The 24,147-nt window shown below is 66.4% G+C and carries 28 protein-coding genes; 20 read left to right on the forward strand and 8 right to left on the reverse strand.

Annotated elements, in window-relative coordinates; all coding sequences use genetic code 11:
* Positions 1–9: 9 nt before the first annotated feature.
* Positions 10–492 carry a PPOX class F420-dependent oxidoreductase gene (locus tag LK459_RS10430; RefSeq protein WP_227923218.1) on the forward strand — a complete coding sequence of 161 codons (483 nt, stop codon included), beginning with the start codon at positions 10–12 and terminating at the stop codon, positions 490–492.
* 7 nt (positions 493–499) lie between these two features.
* On the opposite strand, the gene LK459_RS10435 is transcribed toward LK459_RS10430, so the two are convergent.
* Entirely contained in the window at positions 500–1,069 is a 570-nt protein-coding gene (locus tag LK459_RS10435) for a type 1 glutamine amidotransferase domain-containing protein (protein ID WP_227923220.1), read from the reverse strand.
* 90 nt (positions 1,070–1,159) lie between these two features.
* On the opposite strand from LK459_RS10435, the gene LK459_RS10440 reads away from it, so the two are divergent.
* Complete coding sequence (locus LK459_RS10440; protein ID WP_007241091.1) at positions 1,160–2,260, forward strand: NAD(P)/FAD-dependent oxidoreductase; 1,101 nt, start codon at positions 1,160–1,162, stop codon at positions 2,258–2,260.
* Between the two features lie 12 nt (positions 2,261–2,272).
* On the opposite strand, the gene LK459_RS10445 is transcribed toward LK459_RS10440, so the two are convergent.
* The gene (locus LK459_RS10445; RefSeq protein WP_227923222.1) at positions 2,273–3,895 is read right to left on the reverse strand and encodes an HNH endonuclease signature motif containing protein; all 1,623 of its coding nucleotides are present in this window, start codon (positions 3,893–3,895) and stop codon (positions 2,273–2,275) included.
* 187 nt (positions 3,896–4,082) lie between these two features.
* Positions 4,083–4,916 carry a ribokinase gene (locus LK459_RS10450; protein WP_227923678.1) on the reverse strand — a complete coding sequence of 278 codons (834 nt, stop codon included), beginning with the start codon at positions 4,914–4,916 and terminating at the stop codon, positions 4,083–4,085.
* Positions 4,917–5,007: 91 nt separating this feature from the next.
* Here LK459_RS10450 and LK459_RS10455 point away from each other — a divergent pair, with 91 nt between their 5' ends.
* A complete protein-coding gene (locus tag LK459_RS10455; protein ID WP_227923224.1) occupies positions 5,008–6,087 on the forward strand; it encodes an alpha/beta hydrolase in 1,080 nt (359 codons plus the stop codon).
* Here the strand turns inward: LK459_RS10455 and LK459_RS10460 are convergent.
* Complete coding sequence (locus tag LK459_RS10460; RefSeq protein WP_227923228.1) at positions 6,084–7,790, reverse strand: FAD-dependent oxidoreductase; 1,707 nt, start codon at positions 7,788–7,790, stop codon at positions 6,084–6,086. The two genes, LK459_RS10455 and LK459_RS10460, sit on opposite strands and share 4 nt — an antisense overlap.
* An 82-nt stretch (positions 7,791–7,872) precedes the next feature.
* On the opposite strand from LK459_RS10460, the gene LK459_RS10465 reads away from it, so the two are divergent.
* From LK459_RS10465 to LK459_RS10500, 8 genes are all read left to right on the forward strand, one after another.
* The gene (locus LK459_RS10465; protein WP_007241086.1) at positions 7,873–8,178 is read left to right on the forward strand and encodes a hypothetical protein; all 306 of its coding nucleotides are present in this window, start codon (positions 7,873–7,875) and stop codon (positions 8,176–8,178) included.
* Between the two features lies 1 nt (position 8,179).
* Positions 8,180–9,490 carry an NAD(P)/FAD-dependent oxidoreductase gene (locus tag LK459_RS10470; protein WP_007241085.1) on the forward strand — a complete coding sequence of 437 codons (1,311 nt, stop codon included), beginning with the start codon at positions 8,180–8,182 and terminating at the stop codon, positions 9,488–9,490.
* A 1-nt stretch (position 9,491) separates the two neighbouring features.
* Positions 9,492–10,409, forward strand: a complete 918-nt coding sequence (locus tag LK459_RS10475; RefSeq protein WP_227923680.1) for a hypothetical protein — start codon at positions 9,492–9,494, stop codon at positions 10,407–10,409.
* Entirely contained in the window at positions 10,406–10,822 is a 417-nt protein-coding gene (locus LK459_RS10480) for a CoA-binding protein (protein ID WP_227923230.1), read from the forward strand. The genes LK459_RS10475 and LK459_RS10480 overlap by 4 nt, the downstream gene beginning before the upstream one ends.
* Entirely contained in the window at positions 10,819–11,559 is a 741-nt protein-coding gene (locus tag LK459_RS10485) for a hypothetical protein (RefSeq protein ID WP_227923232.1), read from the forward strand. The genes LK459_RS10480 and LK459_RS10485 overlap by 4 nt, the downstream gene beginning before the upstream one ends.
* A gap of 53 nt (positions 11,560–11,612) precedes the next feature.
* Positions 11,613–12,086 carry a MarR family winged helix-turn-helix transcriptional regulator gene (locus LK459_RS10490; protein WP_007241081.1) on the forward strand — a complete coding sequence of 158 codons (474 nt, stop codon included), beginning with the start codon at positions 11,613–11,615 and terminating at the stop codon, positions 12,084–12,086.
* Positions 12,087–12,124: 38 nt separating this feature from the next.
* Positions 12,125–13,126 carry an isopenicillin N synthase family dioxygenase gene (locus LK459_RS10495; RefSeq protein ID WP_227923233.1) on the forward strand — a complete coding sequence of 334 codons (1,002 nt, stop codon included), beginning with the start codon at positions 12,125–12,127 and terminating at the stop codon, positions 13,124–13,126.
* A gap of 122 nt (positions 13,127–13,248) precedes the next feature.
* Positions 13,249–13,731, forward strand: coding sequence for a hypothetical protein (locus LK459_RS10500; protein WP_007241079.1), 483 nt, complete (start codon positions 13,249–13,251; stop codon positions 13,729–13,731).
* Between the two features lie 15 nt (positions 13,732–13,746).
* Here LK459_RS10500 and LK459_RS10505 read toward each other — a convergent pair whose 3' ends face one another.
* The 3 genes from LK459_RS10505 to LK459_RS10515 all read right to left on the reverse strand — a co-directional run bounded on the left by LK459_RS10505 (position 13,747) and on the right by LK459_RS10515 (position 15,838).
* A complete protein-coding gene (locus LK459_RS10505) occupies positions 13,747–14,271 on the reverse strand; it encodes a DUF1697 domain-containing protein (RefSeq protein WP_227923235.1) in 525 nt (174 codons plus the stop codon).
* 72 nt (positions 14,272–14,343) lie between these two features.
* Entirely contained in the window at positions 14,344–14,604 is a 261-nt protein-coding gene (locus LK459_RS10510; protein ID WP_138985371.1) for a hypothetical protein, read from the reverse strand.
* 100 nt (positions 14,605–14,704) lie between these two features.
* The gene (locus LK459_RS10515) at positions 14,705–15,838 is read right to left on the reverse strand and encodes a citrate/2-methylcitrate synthase (protein WP_227923237.1); all 1,134 of its coding nucleotides are present in this window, start codon (positions 15,836–15,838) and stop codon (positions 14,705–14,707) included.
* Positions 15,839–15,892: 54 nt separating this feature from the next.
* Between LK459_RS10515 and LK459_RS10520 the strand changes: the two genes are divergently transcribed.
* A complete protein-coding gene (locus LK459_RS10520; protein ID WP_227923239.1) occupies positions 15,893–17,131 on the forward strand; it encodes a citrate synthase in 1,239 nt (412 codons plus the stop codon).
* Positions 17,132–17,146: 15 nt separating this feature from the next.
* Here the strand turns inward: LK459_RS10520 and LK459_RS10525 are convergent, their stop codons facing one another.
* Positions 17,147–17,923 (reverse strand): methyltransferase domain-containing protein, encoded by a 777-nt coding sequence (locus LK459_RS10525; protein WP_007241075.1) that lies wholly within the window; start codon positions 17,921–17,923, stop codon positions 17,147–17,149.
* Positions 17,924–17,991: 68 nt separating this feature from the next.
* Between LK459_RS10525 and rnhA the strand changes: the two genes are divergently transcribed.
* From rnhA to LK459_RS10565, 8 genes are all read left to right on the forward strand, one after another.
* Complete coding sequence (gene rnhA / locus LK459_RS10530; protein ID WP_007241074.1) at positions 17,992–18,480, forward strand: ribonuclease HI; 489 nt, start codon at positions 17,992–17,994, stop codon at positions 18,478–18,480.
* Positions 18,480–19,415, forward strand: a complete 936-nt coding sequence (locus LK459_RS10535; protein WP_007241073.1) for a D-isomer specific 2-hydroxyacid dehydrogenase family protein — start codon at positions 18,480–18,482, stop codon at positions 19,413–19,415. Before rnhA ends, LK459_RS10535 begins: the two co-directional genes overlap by 1 nt.
* 40 nt (positions 19,416–19,455) lie before the next feature.
* Positions 19,456–19,926 (forward strand): gluconokinase, encoded by a 471-nt coding sequence (locus LK459_RS10540; protein WP_227923241.1) that lies wholly within the window; start codon positions 19,456–19,458, stop codon positions 19,924–19,926.
* A 29-nt stretch (positions 19,927–19,955) separates the two neighbouring features.
* Positions 19,956–20,423 (forward strand): MerR family transcriptional regulator, encoded by a 468-nt coding sequence (locus LK459_RS10545; RefSeq protein WP_227923243.1) that lies wholly within the window; start codon positions 19,956–19,958, stop codon positions 20,421–20,423.
* Complete coding sequence (locus tag LK459_RS10550; RefSeq protein ID WP_227923245.1) at positions 20,420–21,430, forward strand: aldo/keto reductase; 1,011 nt, start codon at positions 20,420–20,422, stop codon at positions 21,428–21,430. Before LK459_RS10545 ends, LK459_RS10550 begins: the two co-directional genes overlap by 4 nt.
* A 60-nt stretch (positions 21,431–21,490) precedes the next feature.
* A complete protein-coding gene (locus LK459_RS10555) occupies positions 21,491–22,282 on the forward strand; it encodes an SDR family oxidoreductase (RefSeq protein ID WP_227923681.1) in 792 nt (263 codons plus the stop codon).
* 52 nt (positions 22,283–22,334) lie between these two features.
* The gene (locus LK459_RS10560) at positions 22,335–23,003 is read left to right on the forward strand and encodes a hypothetical protein (RefSeq protein ID WP_227923247.1); all 669 of its coding nucleotides are present in this window, start codon (positions 22,335–22,337) and stop codon (positions 23,001–23,003) included.
* Positions 23,004–23,145: 142 nt separating this feature from the next.
* Entirely contained in the window at positions 23,146–24,084 is a 939-nt protein-coding gene (locus LK459_RS10565) for a type IV toxin-antitoxin system AbiEi family antitoxin domain-containing protein (protein WP_227923248.1), read from the forward strand.
* Positions 24,085–24,147 lie beyond the last annotated feature (63 nt).

The raw sequence follows: 24,147 nt of genomic DNA on the forward strand, positions 1-24,147 counted from the left end.
TGTCGGGTCATGGCCCGAAACATTGCGACCGCCGACGCCGTCGATCACAGCGCACTCCTCGAGTTCCTCCGCCCGCGTCACCGCATGTTGCTGGTCACCCAGCGACGTGACGGCTCACCACAGCTTTCCCCGGTGACCGGTGGGGTCGACGATGAGGGACGGATCGTCATCGCGACGTACCCCGGGCGGGCGAAGACGTCGAATGCCAAGCGGCACCCCGACGTCAGTGTCTGCGTCGTCTCCGATGAATGGAACGGCCCGTGGGTGCAGGTCAACGGCACCGCCGAGGTGTTCGACATGCCTGAGGCAGAGGACGTCCTCGTCGACTACTTCCGCTCGATCTCCGGTGAGCACCCCGACTGGGAGGAGTACCGCGCCGCGATGCGGGTGCAGAAGAAGTCGCTGATCCGCATCACGCCGACGTCGTGGGGCCCGGTTGCCACCGGCGGCTTCCCTGCCGACATCGCTGCGGAGCTCGACGCTCAGGACTGAGTGTGTCCTAGTTCGTCACCTCGCTCCGGCCGAACTCGGCGACCAGGGCAGCGTCGAAGACTGCGAGGTCGTCGGGCTTGCGGCTCGTGATGAGGGTGTTGGGGCCGTCGCGGTCGACGACCAACTCCTCGTCGACCCAGGTGGCGCCCGCGTTGCGGATGTCGGTCTGCAGGCTCGGCCACGAGGTGAGCGTGCGACCGCGTACGACGTCGGCTTCGACGAGCGTCCACGGGGCGTGGCAGATCGCCGCGACTGGCTTGCCCGCGTCGAAGAAACCCTTCGCGAAGGCCACCGCCGATGCGTCGGTGCGCAGGAAGTCCGGGTTGGCGACGCCGCCGGGCAACACGAGCGCGTCGAAGTCGGCTGCGCTGACCGAATCGGTTGTCGCGTCGACGCTGAACTTGTCGGCGGCGTCGAGGTGGTTGAATGCTTGCACCTCGCCGTCGCTGGTGGATACGAGTTTCGGTGTGCCGCCGGTCTCTTCGACGGCGCGCCACGGTTCGGTCAACTCGACCTGCTCGATTCCTTCCGGTGCAACCAGGAAGGCCACGGTGATTCCGTTGAGTTCGTCTGCCATGTGACACGGCTCCTCTCGTTTCGGTCCCCGCTTTCGACGGTACGCGCCGAGCGCGCGACGTCACGTGTCACGCGGACGTACGGTGGGCACATGGCACTGACGTCAGACGTTGCGGTGATCGGCGCTGGAATCATCGGGCTCTCCACCGCGTATCAACTCGCGCAGCAGGGATCGACCGTCACGGTGTACGAGACGGGCACACCGGGTTTCGGGCAGTCGGCGGGCCAGTCACGCATCTTCAGACATGCGCACGACGATCCGCGGATGGTCGAACTGGCCGTCCGTGCTCGCGCGCACTGGCGGCGATGGGAGGACGAGTTGGGGGCGCCGCTCGTCTCCGGTGACGGAGGTCTCGCGCTCGGCGACACCGCGGTGCGCAGACTTCCTGCAATGCAACAGTATTCGGAGATCGGTGCCCGCGAGATCGACTCCGGAGAACTGCGTACACTGCTGCCGCAGTTGGCCGACTACGACGGCCCTGCGGTGTTCGATCCCACCGCAGGCTCCATCCACACCCGCACCGCCATCGAGTTGCTGTCGGCTGCGCTGGGTGACCGGATCGTTCGTGAACAGGCCATTTCGGTGCGCATCGTCGACGACAGCGTGCAGGTGCGGTGTCCCACGCTTGTCGGCGATCACGGTGCGGCCGTGGTGTGTGCCGGTAGAGGCACGGCGGCGTTGGCCCGCTCGGTCGGCATCGAGATCCCGGTGCAACTCGGCGCACACGTGCGAGTGTCGTTCGCGGTGCGCGACACCAGTATCGGCCGTCTGCCGACGTTGCAGGACGGCAGCGGGGAGTTCGGCTTCAGTGGAATTTACGCGGCCGCATACCCGGATCGTTCGGCTTATGGTCTGGGACTCTCGGATACGGTCGATGCTGACCCTGACGGGACGATCGTCGACGGTGATACGCTCGCCCGCTACGCGCATGACGCAGGCGCGTACGTCTCCCGCGCGCTGCCGGGACTCGATCCGACGCCGACCGGAATCGTCCACTGCTGGGTGACCACTCTGCCGTGGGGCGACGACGGTGTCGCCATCTGGCAGAACGGACCGGTACTGGCAGTCGCCGGACACAACCTGTTCAAGCACGCACCGACGATTGGCGAAACGCTCGCGTTGTCGGTCGACGTCGGTTCGGTTCCGGACCCGTTCACTCCGGCCAGTCGGCTGGGATCGGCCGCGGACTGAGTTCAGGCGTACTCAGAAGGGCGGGGGATTTTCCGAGTTCCACTTCTTGACGACGCGCATGACCTCTGCGCGACGGGTGTCGTGGATGGAATCGATTGCGCGGCGCGCAGGGTGACCTGGGGGTTTGTCGGGGATGCGTCCTCGGAACAGGTCGAGTCCACTGAACGAGTTGCCGACGAAGGTGTGGCCGGTCGGCGAGACGAAGAGCGCGGTCTTGAGATCGGGCCGATAGTCGCGCCAACGGCCGAAGGTTTTGATGCGGTGGTGAAATCTGCAGAGAGGCTTCAGATTTCGCCGTGTAGTCTTCCCGCCGTCATGCGGATTCCGGTGATTGAACGGTTCACCGTGGTCGACATCGGCGGTCCACACCGGGTTGGTGCAGCCGGGGAACGTGCAGCACAATTCGCCCGACCGAACCAGCGCCAGGAGTTTCTTGCTGGGGACATAGCGCAGCGCGGCACGCGCGGTCGCCTCGTGGTCGGGGCTGCCGGGGTCGACGTCACCTGCGCTGCTGTCGAGATGATCGAAATGAGCGTCTGCCGCGAGCTCGCGGACCGTGTCGGCGTCGATGATCCCGTATCCGTCGAGGTAGCCGGGTGTGTCATCGTCGCCGTCGAGGGTGGACTGGTTAGCCACCACGTGGATGATCGCTCGAGAGCCACCGGGCAGCGGTGCCGGTGCCGCCGTGGTGGCGTCGGGGTCCGTGGGTTCTGGCCGAAAGGCTTCGCGGTCGCCCTCCTCGCGCCCCACACACGCCTCGCATCGGCAGTCGAGGGTGGTCTGCCCATCGGCGAACGCGGTGAGGGCGTCGGCTCGACGCTGCGCGCGGGTGCGCGGGTCGGCGTCGTGAACGCTGCCGGCGAGCATGTTCAGCCGCTGGTTGATCAGCGCGCCGGACGCTGCGGGGACGGTTCCGGTCAGTCGTGACTGACCGGGAGTGAGCCTGTCCGGTCGGACCCCAACATTGCGGTCGGCGTCGACGCGGGCGCGGCGACGTTTGACGGCCTCCACATCGACCCGGGCGACAATTGAGTCGACGAGAGCAGCGAATCGCGTCGTCGACATGTGGTCGCGTGCGGAGAGTGCTGCCGCGAGTAGCGCGTCGACTTCGTCGATCGTCTCCGGACCGCAGAGGCTGGTGCGTGCGACGGCGATGTGGAAGCGCTGCAGATTGATTCGACCGGATGCGAGCAACGACGACGTGTACGGGAGCCGATAGCGCAGTGCATGAGCGTCGATGATCAGCTCACGCGCCCGGCCGGGCGGCACCGTCAGCACAGCGCCGACGTCGGCGATGGTCCGTTCGAGTCCGGTGGGTCCGTACTGTGCGCGTGGATTCTCTCCGGCCCGTCCGCGAAGCGCGAACTCGTCCACGGCGTCTGCTGACCCTGCTTCACCGCTGGTGAGCTCGCCGAGCTCGGCGCCGTAGTCTTCCTCGTGCTCTTCGTGGATGAGACTGATGGCCTGCAGCATTCGAAACTGTGCGGTGGACACGGTCGATGCACAATGCGCGATGACCTCGACGAGGTCGGTCTTCGACAGCGCTTCGTCCTCGGCGACACGTGCGAGCACCGGCGGCGAGACGGGTGCACCCGCCGCGTCGCCGACCGGGCGAGAGTGGTTTTCCAAGGACATATCTCGAACATACAGGCGAGGTCTGACAATTCTGATCCGTCCATCGGTCCGACAGGGTCATGGTGTGGACAACACCGATCCGCCTTGTGGACAACGACGTTCGCAGCCAAAACGAGTAACCCGATCCCGACGACCGTACGCACTGTCTGTCACGGTCTTCGTGCGTCCCGCACTCGACCACACCCCATCACTTCGCGGCGACGTGATCGGCCGACGCCCTGGTCGCTGACCGGGCGGCGTCGAGAAGTGTTGTCCCACCGGCGAGATGGGCGGCGAGAGTCCCCGCGAAGACGTCGCCTGCGCCGGTCGTGTCCACCACGTCGACCTTCGGCACGTCGAGGATGTCGAATGACTCACGAGTGGCCACGACCACGTCGTCGCCACCTCGCGTGATGATCGCGGATCGACTCATGCTCAACAGCGCTCGCGCCAGCTCTGTGGGTTCGGCGTCCTCCGACGCCTCGGCGTAGTACGCCGCCTCGATCTGGTTGACGATCAGCGGGTCGGCGCCGGAGAGGATCGACGGGCCGAGGTGCGCTGTGGGGCTGGGATTGAGTAGGAACCGAATCCCATTGGCGTGGCACCACTTCGCAGTCGCTTCGGTGGCCTCCCGGGGCGATTCGAGCTGGGTCATCACAACAGTCGGCCGGAGGGCGTCGAGTGCCGATACGACGTCGTCGGCGGTCAGCCGGCCGTTGGCCCCGGAGATCACGATGATGCTGTTGTCGCCACTGTCGTCGACCTCGATCACGGCATGTCCGCTGGTATCAGACGCCCTGCGCACATACGTCACGTCGACACCCGCAGCGGCGAGGTCGGAGACCATCCGGTCGCCTGCGGCGTCGGTGCCCGTGGCGCCGACGAGTGCGGTGGTGCACACCGCGGCAGCCGCGCGCGCCTGGTTGGCGCCCTTGCCGCCCGGTCGTTCGGTGAGTGTTCGCCCGAGTACGGTCTCACCAACGGCCGGTCTGCGGGCGAGCGTGACCACAAGGTCGAGATTCAACGTTCCCACGACGGCCACGACGCCTGATTCTGTTGCCTCCACACCGACGAGTATGCCGTCAGCGCCGTCACGTAGATTGCTCTTCGATCATCGGAACGAAGGAGAGCAGATGGCCGCGTCACGGTGGAAGCGGGTGCAGACACTGGCGCGCCTGTTGGCCGGGCATCAGGTCGCGCCCGACGTCCAGACACCACACGTCGTCCTCTTCGACGACCCGCAGCGCACGCTGCGCCGCTACGGGTCGCACGAACAGCTGCAGGCCGCGCGCGCCTCGGGAAAGCCCCCGATCCTGCTCGTCCCGCCACTGGCGGTGCCCGCACGCTGCTACGACCTCGGACCGGGACAGTCGGCCGTCGAGTACCTGCTCTCGATCGGACGTATTCCGTACGTCGTCGATTTCGGCGACGTGGGTCAGCAACACAGGCACGTCGGCTTCGAGACCTACTTCGACGACATCGTCCCGCAGGCTCTCGACCGTGTGCTCGCCGATTACGCCCACTCGCAGGCGGACATCGCGGCGTGGAGCCTCGGCGGCACGGTCTCGTTGCTGATGGCGGCTGCGCACCCGGAACTCCCGATACGCTCGATCACCGCAATCGGCACGCCCCTCGACTACGACGCCGTGACCCCCTACCCCCTCGTCAAGCAGGTCATGAAACCTGTCGGCGGGGTACCGGTCACGGCTGCGCTGTCGGTGATGGGCGGCATCCCGGCACCATTGGTGCGCGTCGCCTACCGTGCGTTGGCCGCCGACCGCGAGCTCAAGAAGCCCGCGTACATCATGCGCAACGCCGACGACACCGAAGCGCTCGCCCGCATGCAGGTCATCGATCGCTTTCAGAACTCCATGCCCGGATACGCGGGCAAGGTGTCGATGCAGATGTGGCGCAACTTCGTCTACCGCGACGAATTGGCCTCGGGTGCGGTTGATTTCGACGGCCGCATCGTCGACATCACGACGATCGCGAAACCCGTTCAGCTCTTCGGTAGTCATCGTGACGCGATCGCGAGCTGGCAGTCGGCGCACCACGGCGTCGAATTGCTCAGTGGCTCCGCCGATGTCCACTTCATGACCGTGGAGGCGAGTCACCTCGGTCTGATCGCGGGCGACGCCGCAGCCACGCAGACCTGGCCACGTGTGGCGGAGTTCCTGGACGACCTGGACGACAGCAACCAACGATCGGTTTAGTCGCCGGGGCCGGCTGCGGGCGTCCTCTTCGCTGCGAGCCATGCGTGCACCATCGGCACAGCGCTCGCGCCTTCCCCGCTGGCCGCGGCGACGCGCTTCATCGACTGTGCCCGGATGTCACCCGCGGCGAAAACCCCTGGCGCGCTGGTCGCGAGGTTCGCGGGCGGCAGCTCACCGTGCCACCGGGCCCTGGGCACGTCACGACCGGTCAATACGAATCCGCGCTCGTCGCGTGCCACGGCGTCGGGCAGCCACTCGCAATGCGGCTCAGCCCCGATGAGCAGGAAGAGCCCACCTGCGCCGACTCGCTCTGTTGCGCGAGAAACGGTGTCGCACAACTCGAGCCATTCGAGTTGTCCGTCACCACCACCGTCGACGACTTCGGTGGTACCGCGCACGCTGATGCGTGGATGGTAGGCGATCTCGCCGATCAGATACTGCGACATCGTCTCCGAGAGGTCCGCGCGACGCACGATGATCGTGACCGAGCGTGCGTAGCGTGCGAGGTGAATCGCAGCTTGTCCAGCCGAGTTGCCGCCACCGACGACGAAGATGTCGCGTCCGTCCATCTCCCGAGCTGCCGACAGCGCAGCACCGTAGTTCACGCCCGCGCCGACCAGTTGCTCCAACGACTCGACTCCGAGTCGTCGATAGGCGACACCGCTTGCGACCAGGACGCTCCTGGCCAGCACGTCGCCACCCTCCGTGCAGATCCGGTGCGGGGCATCGTCGATGCCGAGATCGAGCTTCTCGACCGGCCACCCGGAGTAGAACCGCGCTCCGAACCGGACCGCCTGCGTACGTGCGCGCTGCGCCAGTCGCATACCGGAGATTCCGCGCGGAAAGCCGAGGTAGTTCCGGATCATCGAGCTCGTACCAGCCTGCCCGCCAACGACATCCGACTCCACCACCACCGTCGACAGACCTTCCGACGCGCCGTACACGGCGGCGGCCAGACCCGCGGGTCCGGCTCCGACGATCGCGAGGTCGACGATCTCGTCCTCGTCGACATCCGACGGCCGACCGAAGATCAAGGCCGAGACGTCGCGCACACCGGCCGGAGCGATGACACGATCATGGAGCTTCGGCGCCATCGAGTGGACGAGCGGGAACGGCGTCGGCTCATCGTGGGAGTCGTACAGCGCGATCGCCGCTCGCCCCTCCGGGCTGTCCGGCGAGTACATGCGGTTGGGCATGCCCATTCGGTCGAGAAGATCCCGGATACCGAGCGTCAGCGCCGACGGCGAGTCGGTGATGATCCGGACCGAGTCGACGACGGGCGTCGCGACCGTCGCGCCCCAATCCGAGAGCATCTCGGTGATCGCGTAGTGGAACTCCTCGTCGCGCGCACCGCGTGGCATGAGTAGAAATGTGTCGAATTTGCCCTTCTGCAGTGCCGGTCGCAGGCTCGCGGAGTGCGCACCGAAGTTCTCCCACGAGATGACCACGACTCGTTTTGCCGTCGGGACGATGCTGCGGAACGTGCCGAGCGCTTCCAACACCGACATGTCCGGCAACTCGGACTCGACGACGATCTGCGCGATCGGAACGCCGTCGCCGACCAGGCTTCCGAGCAGCACGATCGCACCGACTGCCGACTCTGCGCACTCGACGCGGTAGTCGCGGAGGTAGCGGCCGAACTCGCCACGTAACTGGTCGGTGTGGCCGGATGACACGAGGACGATTGCGGGTTGATCACCCATGCAATCCAGTGTGGCAGCAAATCGTGATGGGCGGCGTTTCGGCCGCACACGTTGCCCGTCGTCGATTGGTACGCTGACCGGCATGCGTGTGGATCCCACGGTCGGTGTCGCAAGTGTCGGTTTGATCGGTGGGTATGCCACTGCTCGCTACACCGGACAGCGTCCACTCGGCGGGGTCGTGCTCGGCCTCGCGGGCGCGTGGTGCACGCAGCAGTGGCTTCGTAGGGGCCCTGGTCCCGCGGCGGGCCTGCTGGCGGGGTATCTCGCCGCGTTCGGCCTCTCGCACCCGCTGGCCAAGAAAATCGGGGCCTGGCGGTCGGTCTTCGCGGTGACCGGCGCGTTCGGCGCCGCGACCTACGCTGTCACCTCCCGGACATCGGAGAACTGAGATGGCGACCAAGCCCCGTGTGGTGATCGTCGGTGCGGGGTTCGCGGGGGTTCACGCGGCGCGTCGGCTCAAGAAGGAACCCGTCCAGGTGACCGTCGTCGACCGCGGTACAAGTCACCTTTTCCAACCGCTGCTCTACCAGTGCGCGACCGGCGTGCTGTCCGAAGGTGCCATCACCAGCCCCGTGCGTCACCTCCTGCGGCGCCAGCGCAACGTCAACGTTCTGCTCGGCGAAGCCGACGACATCGACGTCTCGGCAAAGGTTCTCACCGTGCTCGGAGCCGACGGCAATCCGATCCGCCTCGACTACGACTATCTCGTCGTAGGGACCGGGATGCGTACGGCCTACCACGGGTGCGACGACGCCATCGAGAACGCGATCGGGATGAAGACCCTCGACGACGCACTCGCGATTCGGCGACAGGTATTGGGGGCCTTCGAGATAGCGGAAGCGCTCGACGACCCGGAGGATCGCCGGGGCTGGCTCACCTTCGCTGTGGCCGGTGCGGGTCCGACCGGCGTCGAAATCGCCGGGCAGATACGCGAATTGGCGACCCTGGCGCTCGGCCGTGAGTTCGACTCGATCGACCCGACCGAAGCACGGGTGCTGTTGTTCCACGGTTCCGACAGGGTGCTGCCCTCGTTCAGTCCGTCGCTGTCGCGTCGCGCGCAGCGCACTCTCGACAAGATCGGCGTCGAGACACATCTCGGCGTCCACGTCGTCGACGTCGGTGAGGACACCGTGCAGACCAAGGACAAGAAGTCGGGGGAGCTCACCACCTACGAGGCGCGCACGACCCTGTGGACCGCAGGTGTCGAGGCCGTTCCATTCGCTCGAACGCTCGCCAAGGCGCTCGGCGTGCAGCAGGACCACGGCGGTCGTATCCCCGTCCGCGACGACCTCTCGGTGGAAGGACATCCCGAGGTGTTCATCGCTGGCGACACCTCGTCGCTGCGCGACCTGCCCGGCGTCGCAGAGGTGGCGATGCAGGGTGGCCGCCACGTCGGGGCGGTGATCGCAGATCTCGTTGCAGGACAAACGGAACGCAAGCCGTTCAAGTACCACGATCTCGGCAACGCCGCCTACATCGCGCGGCGGAATGCGATCGTGCAGAGTGGACGACTGGAACTGTCGGGAACCCTTGGCTGGCTCGCGTGGGGAGTGATCCACGTGGCGTTCCTCGCCGGTGTGCGCAATCGTATGGGAGCTGTGGTGACGTGGTCGGCCACACTGATCACCGGTACGCGTGGCGAGCGGGCCATCACCTACGGCGATCCGAGGAGAGCGCACCAGCCCTACCCCGATGAGTGACATGTTCGTCATCGGTATCGTCGCGGCCTGTCTCGCCGCGGTGGCATACGGGCTCTCGACCGTGCTGCGCGCCATGGGTGCACAGGACGCCGCCCGAGCATCCGGCAACAGCGGATCAGCGGGCGGTGCGCTCGCGGCCTTCGCCAATCCGACGTTCCTGCTGGGCACGCTCACCGTGATGCTCGGTTTCATCGGAGGCGCAGTGGCTGCGCGATTCCTGCCGTTGTTCCTCGCGCAGTCGATCGTCGCGGGCAACCTTATCGTGACGGCCCTCCTGGGCACCGTCATGCTGCACACGTCGCTGCGCGCGCGGGACTGGGCGGCGATGCTGCTGGTGATGTTCGCGCTCTGCGTGCTCGGGGCGTCGGCGTCCAAACAGGCGACAACGAACGCGGACAGGGCATTTCACTGGGCGCTCTTCCTCATCACGACGGCGGTGGCGGTTCTCGGGGTCGCCGTCATGCGCGCGCTCGGCACCCGCGGAGCCATCTTCGGTGGCGCCCTCGCAGGCATCATGTACGGGGCGCTCGCCGTCGCAGTGCGTGTGCTTGACGGCGTCAGCCCGTTCGACCTCGTCACGTTGCTGACCGACCCCGCGGCCTGGACCATCGCGATCGCCGGTGCGATCGCGTTCTATGTGCAGACCCTCGCGCTACAACTCGGCCCGGTCAACGCGGTGACGGCGGTGCTCGTCGTCGGCGAGACCGGACTGCCCGCCATCGTGGGTGTGGTGTTCCTCGGCGACAGAGCGGTCGACGGACTGCAGTGGCTCGCCGTCGTCGGCTTCCTGTGCGCGATCGTGGGAGCGTCACTCGTGGCATGGCTGACCAACGACGCGGGCAGCAACGACGCGGGCAGGGCGAATGCCGCCGACGGGCAAACCCCGCACACCGGGCATCCCTACACTGGACCGGCATGAGCACAGACGATGTGGCCGCCGAGATTCTGAGTACCTTCGACACGATCACGGTGGTCGGCGCGAGCGCGAACCCCGCGAAGCCCTCGAATGAGGTCCCGGCCGTCATGAAGGCGTTGGGCTGGCGCATCATTCCCGTCAACCCGACCGCGACGACCATCGTCGACGAGACCGTCTACCCGAGCATCGCCGACGTGCCCGAGCAGGTCGGATTCGTCGACGTCTTCCGTCCGTCTGCCGACTGCCCGGAGATCGCCCGCCAGGCCGTCGCCGCGGGCGCCAGGGCACTCTGGCTGCAGTTGGGCATCACCTCGCCGGAAGCCCGCGCGATCGCCGAGGATGCGGGCCTGCTCTACGTCGAGGATCGCTGCCTCAAGATCGAGCAACGACGCACCGGGATCACGCCGAAGCGATGAGCCACGGTCCGGCGGGACTGCCACTTGCGTTGTTGTTCGTCGCGTTCCTGCTGACGTTCGTCATCACCCGCACGATCACGCGACTCATCCGCGCGGGCAAGGGCCCGTTTCGCAACAACGTCTCCGGCGGGGTGCACATCCATCACGCGGTCCCCGGCATCATCCTGCTGATCATCGGGGCGGTCACCTCCGTTGCGGCCGACGGCTCGTCGCCCGCGGGTGAGATCGCGGCAGTCCTGATCGGCATCGGGGCGTCGTTGGTGCTCGACGAGTTCGCGCTGATCCTGCACATGCAGGACGTCTACTGGTCCGCGGAGGGACAACTGTCGGTACAGGTGGTGTTGTTGACGGTTGCGGCGCTGGGACTCCTCGCGCTGGGATTGACTCCGCTCACCTCCGACGAGGGGGGCACGCGGATCGGGTTCGGACACGTCGCATTGCTCGCGATCCTCGTCGTCCACGTCTGGGCGTTGCTGATCTGCGTGGCGAAAGGCAAGTACTCGACCGCCGTGATCGGCGCCTACATCGCGCCCATCGCGTGGATCGGTGCTGTTCGCCTCGCACGGCCGGGATCGCGCTGGGCGCGCCGACACTACTCGAGCGACAAACAGCACCGTGCGGAATACCGGGCCGCGCACTTCGACGCCCGATTCGGCAGATACGGTCTCGAACTCGCCGACCTGGTTGCCGGTAAACCGTCGAAACCCGACCCCGGTGGGGCCGCGGCCGCAGCCTGAGACAGCCGACCGACCAATCGATCGCGAACGATTGAATATGACACACTGGATGGGTGACGTCGCAGGACACAGACATCAATCCGCTACTCCTCGAGCGGCAGGTCTGTTTCGCGTTGGCTGTCGCCAATCGATCCGTGCTCCGTATCTACCGCAGACTCCTCGAGCCCCTCGGGCTCACCCATCCGCAGTATCTGGTGATGCTCGCGCTCTGGGAATCCGAGCCGATGGCGGTCAAGGACATCGGCGCCGCGCTGCAACTCGACTCCGCGACACTTTCTCCTCTGCTCAAACGACTCGAGACCGCCGAGCTGATCGTGCGGTGTCGACGTGGAGACGATGAGCGCAACGTCGACGTCGCACTCACCGAGGCGGGGCGCGCCCTTCGGGAGAAGGCGCTGACGATTCCGGGATCGGTCGTCGACGCACTGGGCGTCGAGGTGACCGATCTCGAGGAGCTACATCGTGCACTCACGCGCGTCAACTCTGCCGCGGTGGCGGCGGTCGGCGGACACAGCGCGAAGGGATAGCTTCCGGGGTCCGATAGTGCCAGGTAGATAATGGTGTGATGGGCCTTCCGATCATCGACCTCTCGACGGCAGCCTCCGATCCCGTCGAGTTCGAATCAGCACTTCTCGACGCGGCACACCGGGTCGGCTTCTTCTACCTCGTCGGACACGGTGTGCCGCAGCAACAGATCGACGAGATCCTGGTCCTGGCACGACGGTTCTTCGCACTGCCGGCCACTGCGAAGGACGAGATAAGCCAGCTGAAGAGTCCACAGTTCCGCGGTTACTCGCGACTCGGTGGCGAACTCACCAACTCCGAGATCGACTGGCGAGAGCAGATCGACATCGGACCCGAGCGCGAGGTCATCGACGACGCCGAGGGCTATTGGAATCTGCAGGGGCCGAACCTGTGGCCATCGGCGCTGCCCGAACTGCGACCCGCATTCGAGAAGTGGGACGCGGCGCTGTCGGAGGTCGGACTGCGACTGTTGCGGCACTGGGCGCATGCCCTCACCGGTGCGCGCGACATCTTCGACGACGCGTTTGCCGCGGCGCCTGCCACCCTGATCAAGGTCGTGCGCTACCCCGGCACCGACACGACCGCGCAAGGTGTTGGTGCACACAAGGATTCGGGAGTGCTGACGCTCCTCCTCGTCGAGCCCGGTTCCGCAGGGCTGCAGGTGGAATCGGGACCGGACGAGTGGATCGATGCCCCGCCGCTCGACGGAGCGTTCATCGTGAACATCGGCGAGTTGCTCGAGGTGGCGACGGGCGGATTCCTCCGGGCCACACGGCACCGAGTCCTTGCGCCTGCACCGGGAACCGACAGGATCTCGATCCCCTACTTCCTCAACCCCGCACTCGACGCCACGGTCCCGACACTCGCGTTGCCGCCGGACCTCGCGCAGCTCGCGCGCGGCGTCGACGACGATCCCGCCAACCCGCTGTACTCGACATACGGCGAGAACGCCTGGAAGTCGAGGACCCGCGCGCACCCCGACGTCGCGGCGCGGCATCACGGTATCGGTGTCGAGAGCGCAGGCCCGGGCTCCGCGTACTGACCTCGCGGTGCCCCGACGCCGGGCGCCACACTGGCAGCCGAAGGTGCCTGAGCGGAACCGTCGAGCGGCTACAGTCGAGGTATGTCCGTATCGGGTGAGATGTGGGTGCAGGGAGTGGGTTCATGAGCGCGGTCGCGTGGATAGTCATCATCGTGACCATCGCGGTGGCGCTGATCATTCTGGCGGGAGCCGCGTGGTTCGCGTTCGATTCCGACAAGCGGGTTCGACGCTTCGCCCGCTCCAACGACCTCATTCCCGGACAGCCGAGTCACGCTCCTGACGACTGGACGACGTCGACGTCGCGCGAGGCACGGATGCATCGCCGAATCCGGTATGCCATTGCCGATATCCACCAAAACCCTTGGATCGCTGATGATTCCGGACTCGTCGCCGAACGCGATCGGTTGGACGCCGCGGTCTTCGATCTCGATGACAAACTGATCAAGGCGTCGACGTTGCCCGAGGAGGAGCGTGATCGATCACTCGAGGCGATCGACGCTGCGATCGCCGAGCTCGAGGAGCTTCCCAAGAAGCTGTGGGAGACCCCTGCCGACCAGCAACGCACCGACATCGACTCGATGATCAGCACCATCGGGAGGGTGTGAGCTGCCTGGCGTGAGCTACGCGGTCATCTCGATCAGCTTGCGCACCGTCCGCAGGTTGCGTCCTGTGCCCTGGACGCCGAGCCCTCGCGCGATCACAGGTGCGGTCAGCTTCGAGGTACCCGCACCCTCGGCGTAGCGGATGTGGAGATCGGAGCCGATGACCTGGTACACGTCGTCGCCGAAGGTTTTGTCCGAGAACGCTTTCAGTCGGTCGTCCGGTGGGGAGTCGACAAGGAAGTAGACATAGGAGAACTTGTCGTCGACGATGTCGAACGGGTGCCTGTCCAGTGCTTCGATCAACTCGGCACGGGAGCGACTGATCACTTCGCGGAAGAACCCGTAGCGCTGCTCGATCGCTGCTTCGAGTGCGCGGTCGAAATGGTGCGACGACGCCGGTGGCGTACAGATCAGGTTGCCCGAAGCGATGTACGTCGCCACGTCGGTGGCTCCGAGATCACGTGCGATGGAGCGCAACTCCTTCATCGGGACCTGCGCACCACCGACGTTGATGGCTCTGATCATCACTGCTCGGCGTGTCATCTCTTCAGTCTCGCACCGACTTTGACGCTCAGGTAAGCATCTTTGGTCCCGACTGAGCGGGTTCGAGTCGGGTCAGATGACCACGGGTCGTTCCGGAGGTTGCGGTGACGGCGGGGCCGGGCCGGGATCGGGGGCGGGCGGGGTCGGCGCAGGTCCCGGGAACGGGTCCGGCGTCGGATTCGGGAACGGATCCGGCGAGGGATCCGGGCCCGGCCCCGGCATCGGTTCGGGCTCAGGCACCGGAATCGGTGGTTCGGGTGGCGGCTCGGGAATCGGCTCGGGCGCAGGTGTCGGCGTCGGCGGTGTGGGCGGAGGTGTCACGGGCTGGCTCATGCTGCGATCCTTCCGCGGACCCGTGGGGAGTGGGCCCACTGTCTCTCGACGGTACGCGCTCGTTGCGGACAACAGTGGAGCTCGGCTGCGGGCCGTCGCGTCAGAGCGCAGCCGGCGGCGGCCCGACGTAGCGCGCGGCGGGGCGGATGAGCTTGCGGCTCTTGGCTTGCTCCAGAATGTTGGCGCACCAGCCGACCGTCCGGCTCACGGCGAAGGTCGGGGTGAACATCGAACGTGGGATGCCGCAGGCGTCCATCACCACACCGGCGTAGAACTCGACATTGGCATACCGGGGGTGGTCGGGATGTGCCTCGCGCAGCGCGTCGACGATGGCCTGCTCGGCGCCGATCGCTGCGTCGACAGTCGGTCCGCCGAGGCCCTGCGCGACCTCGCGCAACAGCAACGATCGGGGATCCTCGGTGCGGTAGACGGCGTGCCCGAACCCCATGATCCGACGACGCTGAGCCACCTGCTCACGGGCCCACTCGAGGGCATCGCCGTGCGCGACGATCTCGTCGAGGGAATCAAGCGCACGGTCAGGGGCGCCGCCGTGCAGCGGACCGGAGAATGCGCCGAGTGCTCCGCACAGCGCTGCGTGGACGTCGGCACCGGTGGACGCGATCACTCGCGCAGCGAAGGTCGAGGCGTTGAACCCGTGGTCCATCGTCAGGATCAGGTACTGCTCGACGGCCCGCGCGTGCGCGGCCGACGGTACCTCCCCGGTGATCATGAAGAGCCAGTTCGCGGCGACGCCGAGGTCGGCGCGTGGGGTAACCGGGGACTCGCCGGATCGGACGCGGTACAGCGCGGCGAGCAGCGTGGGGGTGAGCGCCGTCGCGCGCAACGTATCGGCGCGACGCGTCTCGTCGTCGGAATCCCACAGTGGCGCAACGCCCAATGCGGGCCCGAGTGCAGACATGACGGTACGCAGACCGGTCAGCAGTTGCCGCTCGCCGCCGAGTACCGCCGACGTCTCGAGGATGCCCACGACCTCGTCCGGGATCGCCCGTAGTTGCCGGGTCCGGGCGACGAAGCGGTCGAGTTCGGCCCGGTCGGGGAGATGCCCGTGCACGAACAGAAACCACACCTCTTCGAAGGTGCGGGCCCGCGCGAGCTCGACGGCGGAGTACTCCCGGTAGTGGTAGAAACCCTCGTCACCCCGGACATCACCGATCTCGGTGTCGGCGACGACGACGTTCGCGAGGCCGGGCGGCGCGATCAACACAGCAGTCATGGCTGCAACGATCACCCCTTGATTGACCCTCGTCAATGTTGATTCAATCAATATGTGGAGCGCATTCATCGCCGCCGGTGGCCGACACCGATCCAGCACGACGGCCGCGACTATCTGACCACCGAGCAGGTCGCAAAAGTGTTGGGAGTCAAGGTGTCCACCGTGTATGCGTATGTCAGTCGCGGTCGATTGGAGAGTGCACGTATCGACGGCGTCGCGGGAAGCGTCTTCGGGGTGGACGAGATCGAGAAGCTGCTCTCGACCGGCCGCGCGCGACCACCGGCGGGCATCGTCGAACGGATCCGGACCCAACTCACGTACCTGCACGACGACCGCCTGTACTACCGCGGTCGTGACGTCGCCGAGCTCGCGCGCACCACGTCGTTCGAACGGGTCGCAGAACTGCTGTGGGAGCAGCCCTGGCGCACGTCACGCTCGCCGGAACCTGCCGACGTCAAAGCACGTGTCGACGCCGCGCTGCCGCGGACGGCCCGGGGCGTCGACCGCATCCGGCTGACCGTCGACCTGCGCGGCGCACTTGACCCGCTCCGCCACCGGATCGACGCCGCGACGGTCGCGAGCACGACGTCGTCGATCCTCGAGGTCGTCGTCGGGGCACCCGCCGGGGAGCCCGACGGCGTCGGCTTCGCCGAGCGGTTGTGGCCGACACTGACCGACGAACCGCCGACCCCGGAGCGGATCTCACTTCTCGACGCCGCTCTCGTGCTGCTCGCCGACCACGATCTGGCCGCCGGTACGGTCGCGGCGCGCGTGGCGGCGAGTGCGCGAGGCAGCATCTACGCCGTCATTGGCGCGGGGCTGGGCGCGTTCGACGGGCCGATGCACGGCGGCGCGACCACCCTCGCGCACCGGTTTCTCGCAGAGGCGCTCGACGACCCGAACACGGCGATCGCCGAACACCTACGCGCCGACGACACCGTGCCAGGTACGGGTCACGTGGTGTACCGACACCGTGACCCCCGCGCCGCGACTCTGCTGGAGTTGATGTGCGAGCGTGACGCGCGCGATCCGGATGACGCCGCCGACGCGCGGGTGATGCCCGCCGTTGCCGCGTTGATCGAAGCGGTCGAACCCGGCACGTTTCTCAACTCCGACCTTGCACTGGCCGCCCTTGCACTGCGATATCGCATGCGCCGAGACGCCGCAGAGACGATCTTCGCGCTTGCACGCATCGTCGGCTGGACCGCGCACGCACTCGAGGAATACGGCGAGAAACGGTTGAGGTTCCGGCCGGAGGGCGTCTACAGCGGCGTACGACCGACGAGCGGGTGACCTCGAGTCGCTCGATCAGCGGGGCAGGACGGCGACGGCGAAGGTGCGTCGATAGGGCAGCACGGTGCCCCACTCGCGGGCGGGGTAGGCCGCGCGCAGACGACGCTTGAGCTCCTGACCGAATTCGTCGCGCAATTCATCGGGCAGGGCTTCGAGGAAGGGGCGGGCGCCGGTTCCGGAGATCCAGTCGAACACCGGGTCCTCGCCCTTGTCCTTGAGGACGTGCAGGTACGTCGATTCCCAGGCGTTGACCTCGTAGCCGCGCTCGGCGAAGAAGTTGAGGTAGAAGTCGGGTGCGAGCCACGGCAACCGCCGGACGTCGCCGCAGTACTTCGCGTACGGCTCCTCCTCGGCGAGTTCGTTGAGGCTGCGGTAGGTGGCGGCACCGGTGTTGTTGGGGACCTGGATGGCGAACGCGCCACCGTCGTTGAGGTGGGGGAGCAGTCGCTCGATCGCGACCTCCTGGTCGGGAACCCACTGGAAAACCGCATTCGACAGGAACAGGTCGACGGGTTCTGGTGGTGTCCACTCGGTGAGGTCGGCGACGTCGTAATTGGCCAGCCCATCCATGTTCTCGCGGATCGCCTCGGCGATCATCTCGGTCGACGCGTCGATACCGAGGACCAGCGCTTCGGGCCATCGCTCGCGGAGATGCTTGGTGTGCTGCCCCGGGCCACACCCGAGGTCGACGATGGTCGACGGATTCGTTGGCACTTCGGCGATCAGATCGAGGAAGGGGCGGGCACGAGCGTCGGAGAATTGTAGGTATCGACTCGGATCCCAAACCGGCATACCTCAACTCTATGCAATTCACACCGATCATGGCAGTGGGTAACCTCAGAGGAGTGTCAGAGACTCTCGTGAACGACGGTGACAGTGCACTGGTGACGCCCACATCGCCCGCGGCGGAGGTCGTCGAGATCTCCACCGACGGCGCGTGCCTCGGCAACCCCGGGCCGGGTGGTTGGGGTGCTGTGCTGCGCTACCGCGGTCACGAGAAGCAGATCTCCGGCGCCGAGGCCGACACCACGAACAACAAGATGGAGCTGACCGCAGCCATCGAGGGGCTCGCCGCCCTCACGAAGCCATCGACAGTCGTGCTCTATACCGATTCGAGCTACGTCCGCAACGGGATCACCAAATGGGTGAGTGGCTGGCAGCGAAACGGATGGAAAACCGCAGACAAGAAACCCGTCAAGAATGCCGACCTGTGGCGCCGCCTGATCGAGGAGGAGAAGGTGCATCAGGTGACCTGGAAATGGGTGAAGGGCCATGCGGGAGACCACTACAACGAGATCGCGGACACGCTGGCGACATCCGCGGCGAAGAAGCTGGCTGGACGTGAGTGATGACTTCGACGCAGACACATGATGATTCGGCTCTTGCCGTTGCCGTCCTTCCCGAGCCGGATCGATACATCACCGACGCGCTCGAGGATGCGGGCGCAACGCTGACCGACCTGGACGACGCACGGGTGCTCGTCTGGCTCGGCGGTGCCGCTGGGTTTCCCGACCTCCCCGACGCCATCGAGTGGGTGGCGCTCAAGACCGCGGGGATCGAAGAGTTCGTGTCCGCGGGCGTTCTCGACGACAAGCGTGTGTGGACCAACGCCTCCGGCTTCTATGCGGAGAACGTCGCCGAGCACGCTCTTGCCCTGCTGCTCGCAGGACTGCGCCAGATCAACACCTCGGTGCGGTGGGGTTGGGACAAGGACCACATCGATCCCGCCGTGCGCACACTGCGTGGCTCCACCGTCGCCATCATCGGCGCGGGCGGTATCGGGCGATCACTGATTCCGCGCCTGAAGGCCTGCGGCGCTTCGGTTCTCGCGGTCAACCACTCGGGCCGTGAGGTCGACGGTGCCGAGCGTACGCTGCCGTCGAAGCGGATGGATGAGGTGTGGTCGGCGTGTGATCACGTGATCCTCGCCGCACCGTCGACACCGGAGACCCATCACCTGATCAACGGGAAGGTGCTGGCGCAGTTGCCTTCTCATTCCTGGGTGGTCAATGTCGCGCGTGGGCCGCTCGTCGACCAGCAGGCGCTGTACTGGGCGCTGAAGGGGCATGAGATCGCAGGTGCGGCACTCGATGTGACCGATCCCGAACCGCCCGCACGGAACGATCCGCTGTGGTCGCTCTCGAATGTGATCATCACGCCGCACATCGCCAACCCGGCGTCGGGCCTGACGCGTGAACTCGCCCCGTGGATCGCGGAGAACATCCGCAGGTTCCGCGACGGGGACGAGCTCGTGTCGACCGTTGCAGCGGGTCGCGATTACTGAGCGGGACGCACCACCGCCGGGGCGTCGGACACCGATCGTCGTGTGCGGGGTGTCGGGGTGTGGCAAGAGTACGGTCGGCGCGGCACTCGCGGCTCGTCTCGACGCTCCGTTCGTCGACGCCGACGATCTGCACCCGCCTGTGAACATCGCCAAGATGGCCGCGGGACATCCGCTGACCGACAGCGATCGAATGCCCTGGCTCGACACGGTGGGTGTGTGGCTCGAACACCACGAGGGCGGTGTGTGCGCATGCTCTGCGCTGCGCCATGGCTATCGGGACCGGTTGCGCGCCTTCGCTTCCGACGTCCGCTTCGTGATGCTATCCGTCGAGCACGACGTCGTCGCCGCCCGTGTACGGGCACGACACGGACACTTCATGCCTGCCACGCTCGTCGATTCGCAGTTCGCCGACCTCGAGCCGCTGGGACCGGACGAGCCGGGGATAACGCTCGACGCGACGATGCCGCTGGAGGCGATCGTCGAGGAGATCGTGGATCGGGTCTTGCGTTAGAGCGCGCTCGAAGGCCTAGCGTTGCTGGCATGAGTACCGATCACCTCATGGGCAAGGCGTTGGCTGCGCTCAACGAACTCGACGGACCGCTGTCGGTCGAGGTCATCCACCGACTTGTCGAGCTCGACGAGATCGATGAGCCGCTGACGGTGGCGCAGGCCGCAGACATGCTCGACGTCTCGGCTCACACGCTGCGCTACTACGAGCGGATAGGACTGGTCACGGTGCCGCGGGACGGCGCGGGCAACCGGGTCTACGACGACGAGGCAATGCGCCGCCTTGTGTTCCTCACACGGATGCGACTGTCGGGCATGGCTATTCGAGATCTACAGCACTACGTTGCGTTGGTCGACGAAGGTGACGAGACCGTTCCCGAACGGCTCGAGATGCTCCTCGAGCACCGCGACACGATAAGACGGCAGATCGCCGAGCTCACACTCTCCCTCGCAGCAACCGAGTACAAGATCGCCACCTACGGCGGAAGGACACAACCATGACTGCACCCACCGACCCCGTCATCACCGACCATGCCGCTCGTCGACGAATCGGCTCGCTGGAGGTCTCGCCTCTCGGATTGGGCTGCATGGGAATGAGTTTCGCTTACGGCGAGGCAGACCAGGACGAGGCCACCGCGACGCTGCACCACGCACTCGACGTCGGGGTCAACCTGCTCGACACCGCCGACATCTACGGCAGCGGCGCCAACGAACGACTGCTGTCCACAGTGCTCGCCGATCGGCGCGACGAGATCGTGCTGGCCACCAAGTTCGGCATCGTCGTCGACCCCGAGACGGGTTATCCGACAGGGCGGGTCGACGGATCGCCGGAGTACGTCCGCGCAGCGGTCGACGCGTCGCTGCTGCGGCTGGGCGTCGACGTCATCGATCTCTACTACCTGCATCGAGTCGACCCGACGCGCCCGATCGAGGAGACCGTCGGTGCGATGGCCGAGTTGGTTGCGGCAGGAAAGGTGCGCGAGATCGGACTCAGTGAAGCCAATGCCGACACACTGCGGCGTGCTGCCGCAGTGCATCCGATCGCCGCATTGCAGTCGGAGTGGTCGCTGTTCAGCCGCGACGTCGAGGAGTCCGACGTGCCCGCTGCACGCGAGGTCGGAGCGGCCGTCGTGCCGTACAGTCCGCTCGGTCGCGGGATGCTGACAGGGTCTGCAGCAGCGGTCCGGGTAGGCGCTGACGATTTCCGTTCGACACTACCCCGCTGGCAGGCCGACAACCTCGAGCACAATCTGGCACTCGTCGACGAGATCCGCTCAGTGGCAACCGAAGTCGATTCCAGACCGGGGCAGGTGGCGCTGGCGTGGCTGCTGGCGCAAGGCGACGACGTGGTACCGATTCCCGGCACAAAGCGGGTCAGGTACCTCGACGAGAACCTGGGTGCGCTACAGATCGCACTCTCGGACGATCAACTCCGCCGGTTGTCCGCACTGCGACCCGCGGGTAACCGCTACCCGGACATGGACTGGGTCGCGGGCCGATCGTCGTGAGACGTCGGCTGCGGCGAAAACACTAGAACGTGTTGCAGTTCTGTGGCATCGTCTGCAGGCGTGATCCTGGACAGATTTCGTCTCGACGGTATGGTCGCCGTCATCACCGGTGCCGGACGCGGTCTCGGGGCTGCGACGGCGGTCGCGTTCGCCGAAGCCGGCGCCGATGTGGTGGTGTCCGCGCGCAGTGAGCCCGAACTCGAGAAGGTGGCCGCCGAGGTCGCGGACCGGGGGCGCCGCGCGCACGTCGTCGTCGCCGATCTGTCCGAGTCGTCGGCTGCTGCGTCGCTCGCGCAGACCGCCGTCGACACCTTCGGCCGGCTCGACATCGTCGTGAACAACGTCGGCGGCGCCATGCCGCGGCCGCTGCTCGACACGTCACCCGAGCAGCTGGCGGACGCATTCGCCTTCAACGTCGCGAACGCACACGCCCTGATCACGGCGTCCGTGCCACACATTCTCGGCACGTCCGGTACGGGCTCGATCATCAACGTGACCTCGGCGATGGGACGCCTGCCGGGCCGTGCGTACGCCGCATACGGGACGGCCAAGGCCGCGCTCGCGCACTACACGCGGCTCGCAGCGATGGACCTGAATCCGCGGATCCGCGTCAATGCGATCGCTCCCGGCGCGATCCTGACCTCGGCACTCGACATCGTCGCGTCCGACACCGGCATGCGCACCGCGATCGAGGAGGCGACACCGATGCGTCGGCTCGGCGAACCCGACGACATCGCCGCCGCGGCCGTCTACCTGGCATCACCTGCGAGTGGATACATGACCGGCAAAGTCCTCGAGGTCGACGGCGGGATCATCGCACCGAACCTCGATCTCCCCATCCCGGATCTCTGAGAGTGTGCTGATCGGCGAGGGTGAGTTGGTGACGCCTCGGTAGAGTTGTGACGTGGATCAGTTCCTGCATTTCGCGGGCGACTACTGGTGGCTGATTTTCCCGGTTGGCGGTGTCGTAGGCGGTTGGTTCGGTTCCCTCGCGCGCTACAACGAGAAGCGGCGTCGGGACAAGATCGAACTGGCGCGTGTGAAGGCGAGCGCGCAAACGGAACAGTTGCGACTTACCCAGGCCGACAAGGCAGCTGTGACCAAGGCGATGGGGAAACACGACGCCATCGACCAGCGCTGGTTCGGCTACGAACTCGATCTGGCCACACTCATCGAATTCCCCATGATGACCGACATGCGGGAACCGATGACACTGGCCTTCCACCGCGCGAAGATCCGTGCGGACGATCTGCGACCGACGTCGGCCGACCAGAAGCTCGACCCGCTCGAGTTCGAACGCTACCGCGACGCTGTCGGCGACTACGCGGCCGCCTTCGACGCCGCCGAACGAGAAGCGCGGCGTCGGAAGCAATCCGACTTCTCGCCCGTCGAGCGCGAGTCACTCGACCGTGCGCGCAAGTTGATCGGCATCGCCGCCGACGCCGCGGCCACACCCGCAGAGCGTCAGGCCGCCTACCGCAAGGCCCGCCGGGAGCTCGATGGTTTGATCGACGTGCCGAACGCCGCGGCTGCGCAGATCGAACAACGCATCGCGGGGGAGTTGGAGCGCTGAGCCGGACGTCGTGAATACACGTGTTTCTGACAGAAGCGAGCGAAACTTCGCGTGCAGGTGTCAGAAACACGTGTCCCTGCGCGGGGCCTGAGCCCGGTCACATCGGATGGATCTGAATCGACGTTGTCGACGTCCAACGAGGATGGACACTTTCCCGGTCAACGAACACGGACTGATACTGCGTCGCGTCGCCCTCGATGCGGGTGCCACGGACAGGCAGCTCACGCGCGCCGTCGACGCGGGTGCGCTCGTGCGGGTGTGGCCCGGCGCCTATGCGCCGCCTGACGCGAGTCGCACGCCCGAGGACCTGCACAGGCTGAAGTCGTTCGCAGCCATGCTGGTATCGGAGACCGACTCCCCGCTCAGTCATCAGTCGGCGGGCGTGCTGCACGGGATGTCACTGCTGTTTCCCGATCTCGCCCGCGTGCATCTGACGACAGGCCATAAGACCGGCGGCCGCATCGACACCCAGCGACATCTGCACTCCGGTCGTCTGGAGCCAGCGGACATCACGGTGGTCGACGGGATCGCGGTGACGTCGCTGGAGGTCACCGCCGTCGACATCGCGTGCAGCGGCAACTTCTTCCAGGCGCTTGCGGTGTTCGATTCGGCGCTGCGACTCGGTGCGGACCGCGCGAAGATGTCGACGCTGCTCGATCGTCGACGCCGCGGTGTTGCCGTCGCCCGCAAGGCCCTCGCGTTCGCGGACCCGCTCGCGGACAACGCGGGTGAATCGTGGGGGCGTGGTCAGATGATCCTGGCAGAGCTCCCGATACCACGACTGCAGCGTGAGTACGTCGACGCCGACGGCGAGTTCGTCGCCAAGGTCGACTACGACTGGGAGGGAAAGCTCGTCGGTGAGTTCGACGGGATGCGGAAGTACACCAAGGACCTGCGCGACGGCGAAACAGCGTTCGAGGCGATGCAGCGCGAGAAGACCCGCGAAGACGGCGTCCGACGTCTCGGACCCATGATGATCCGGTGGGTGTGGGCCGACCTGCGGAAGAACCGCATGGTGCCGATGGTGCGAGAGTGGGTGGAGCGGTTGGGGATTGGCGATGCGGGCAGCGCGGCGTCGTGAATACACGGGTATCTGACAGAAGCGAGCGAAACTTCGCGTGCAGGTGTCAGAAACACGTGTATT

This window comes from Gordonia otitidis, from assembly GCF_020735545.1.
Lineage (GTDB): Bacteria > Actinomycetota > Actinomycetes > Mycobacteriales > Mycobacteriaceae > Gordonia > Gordonia otitidis.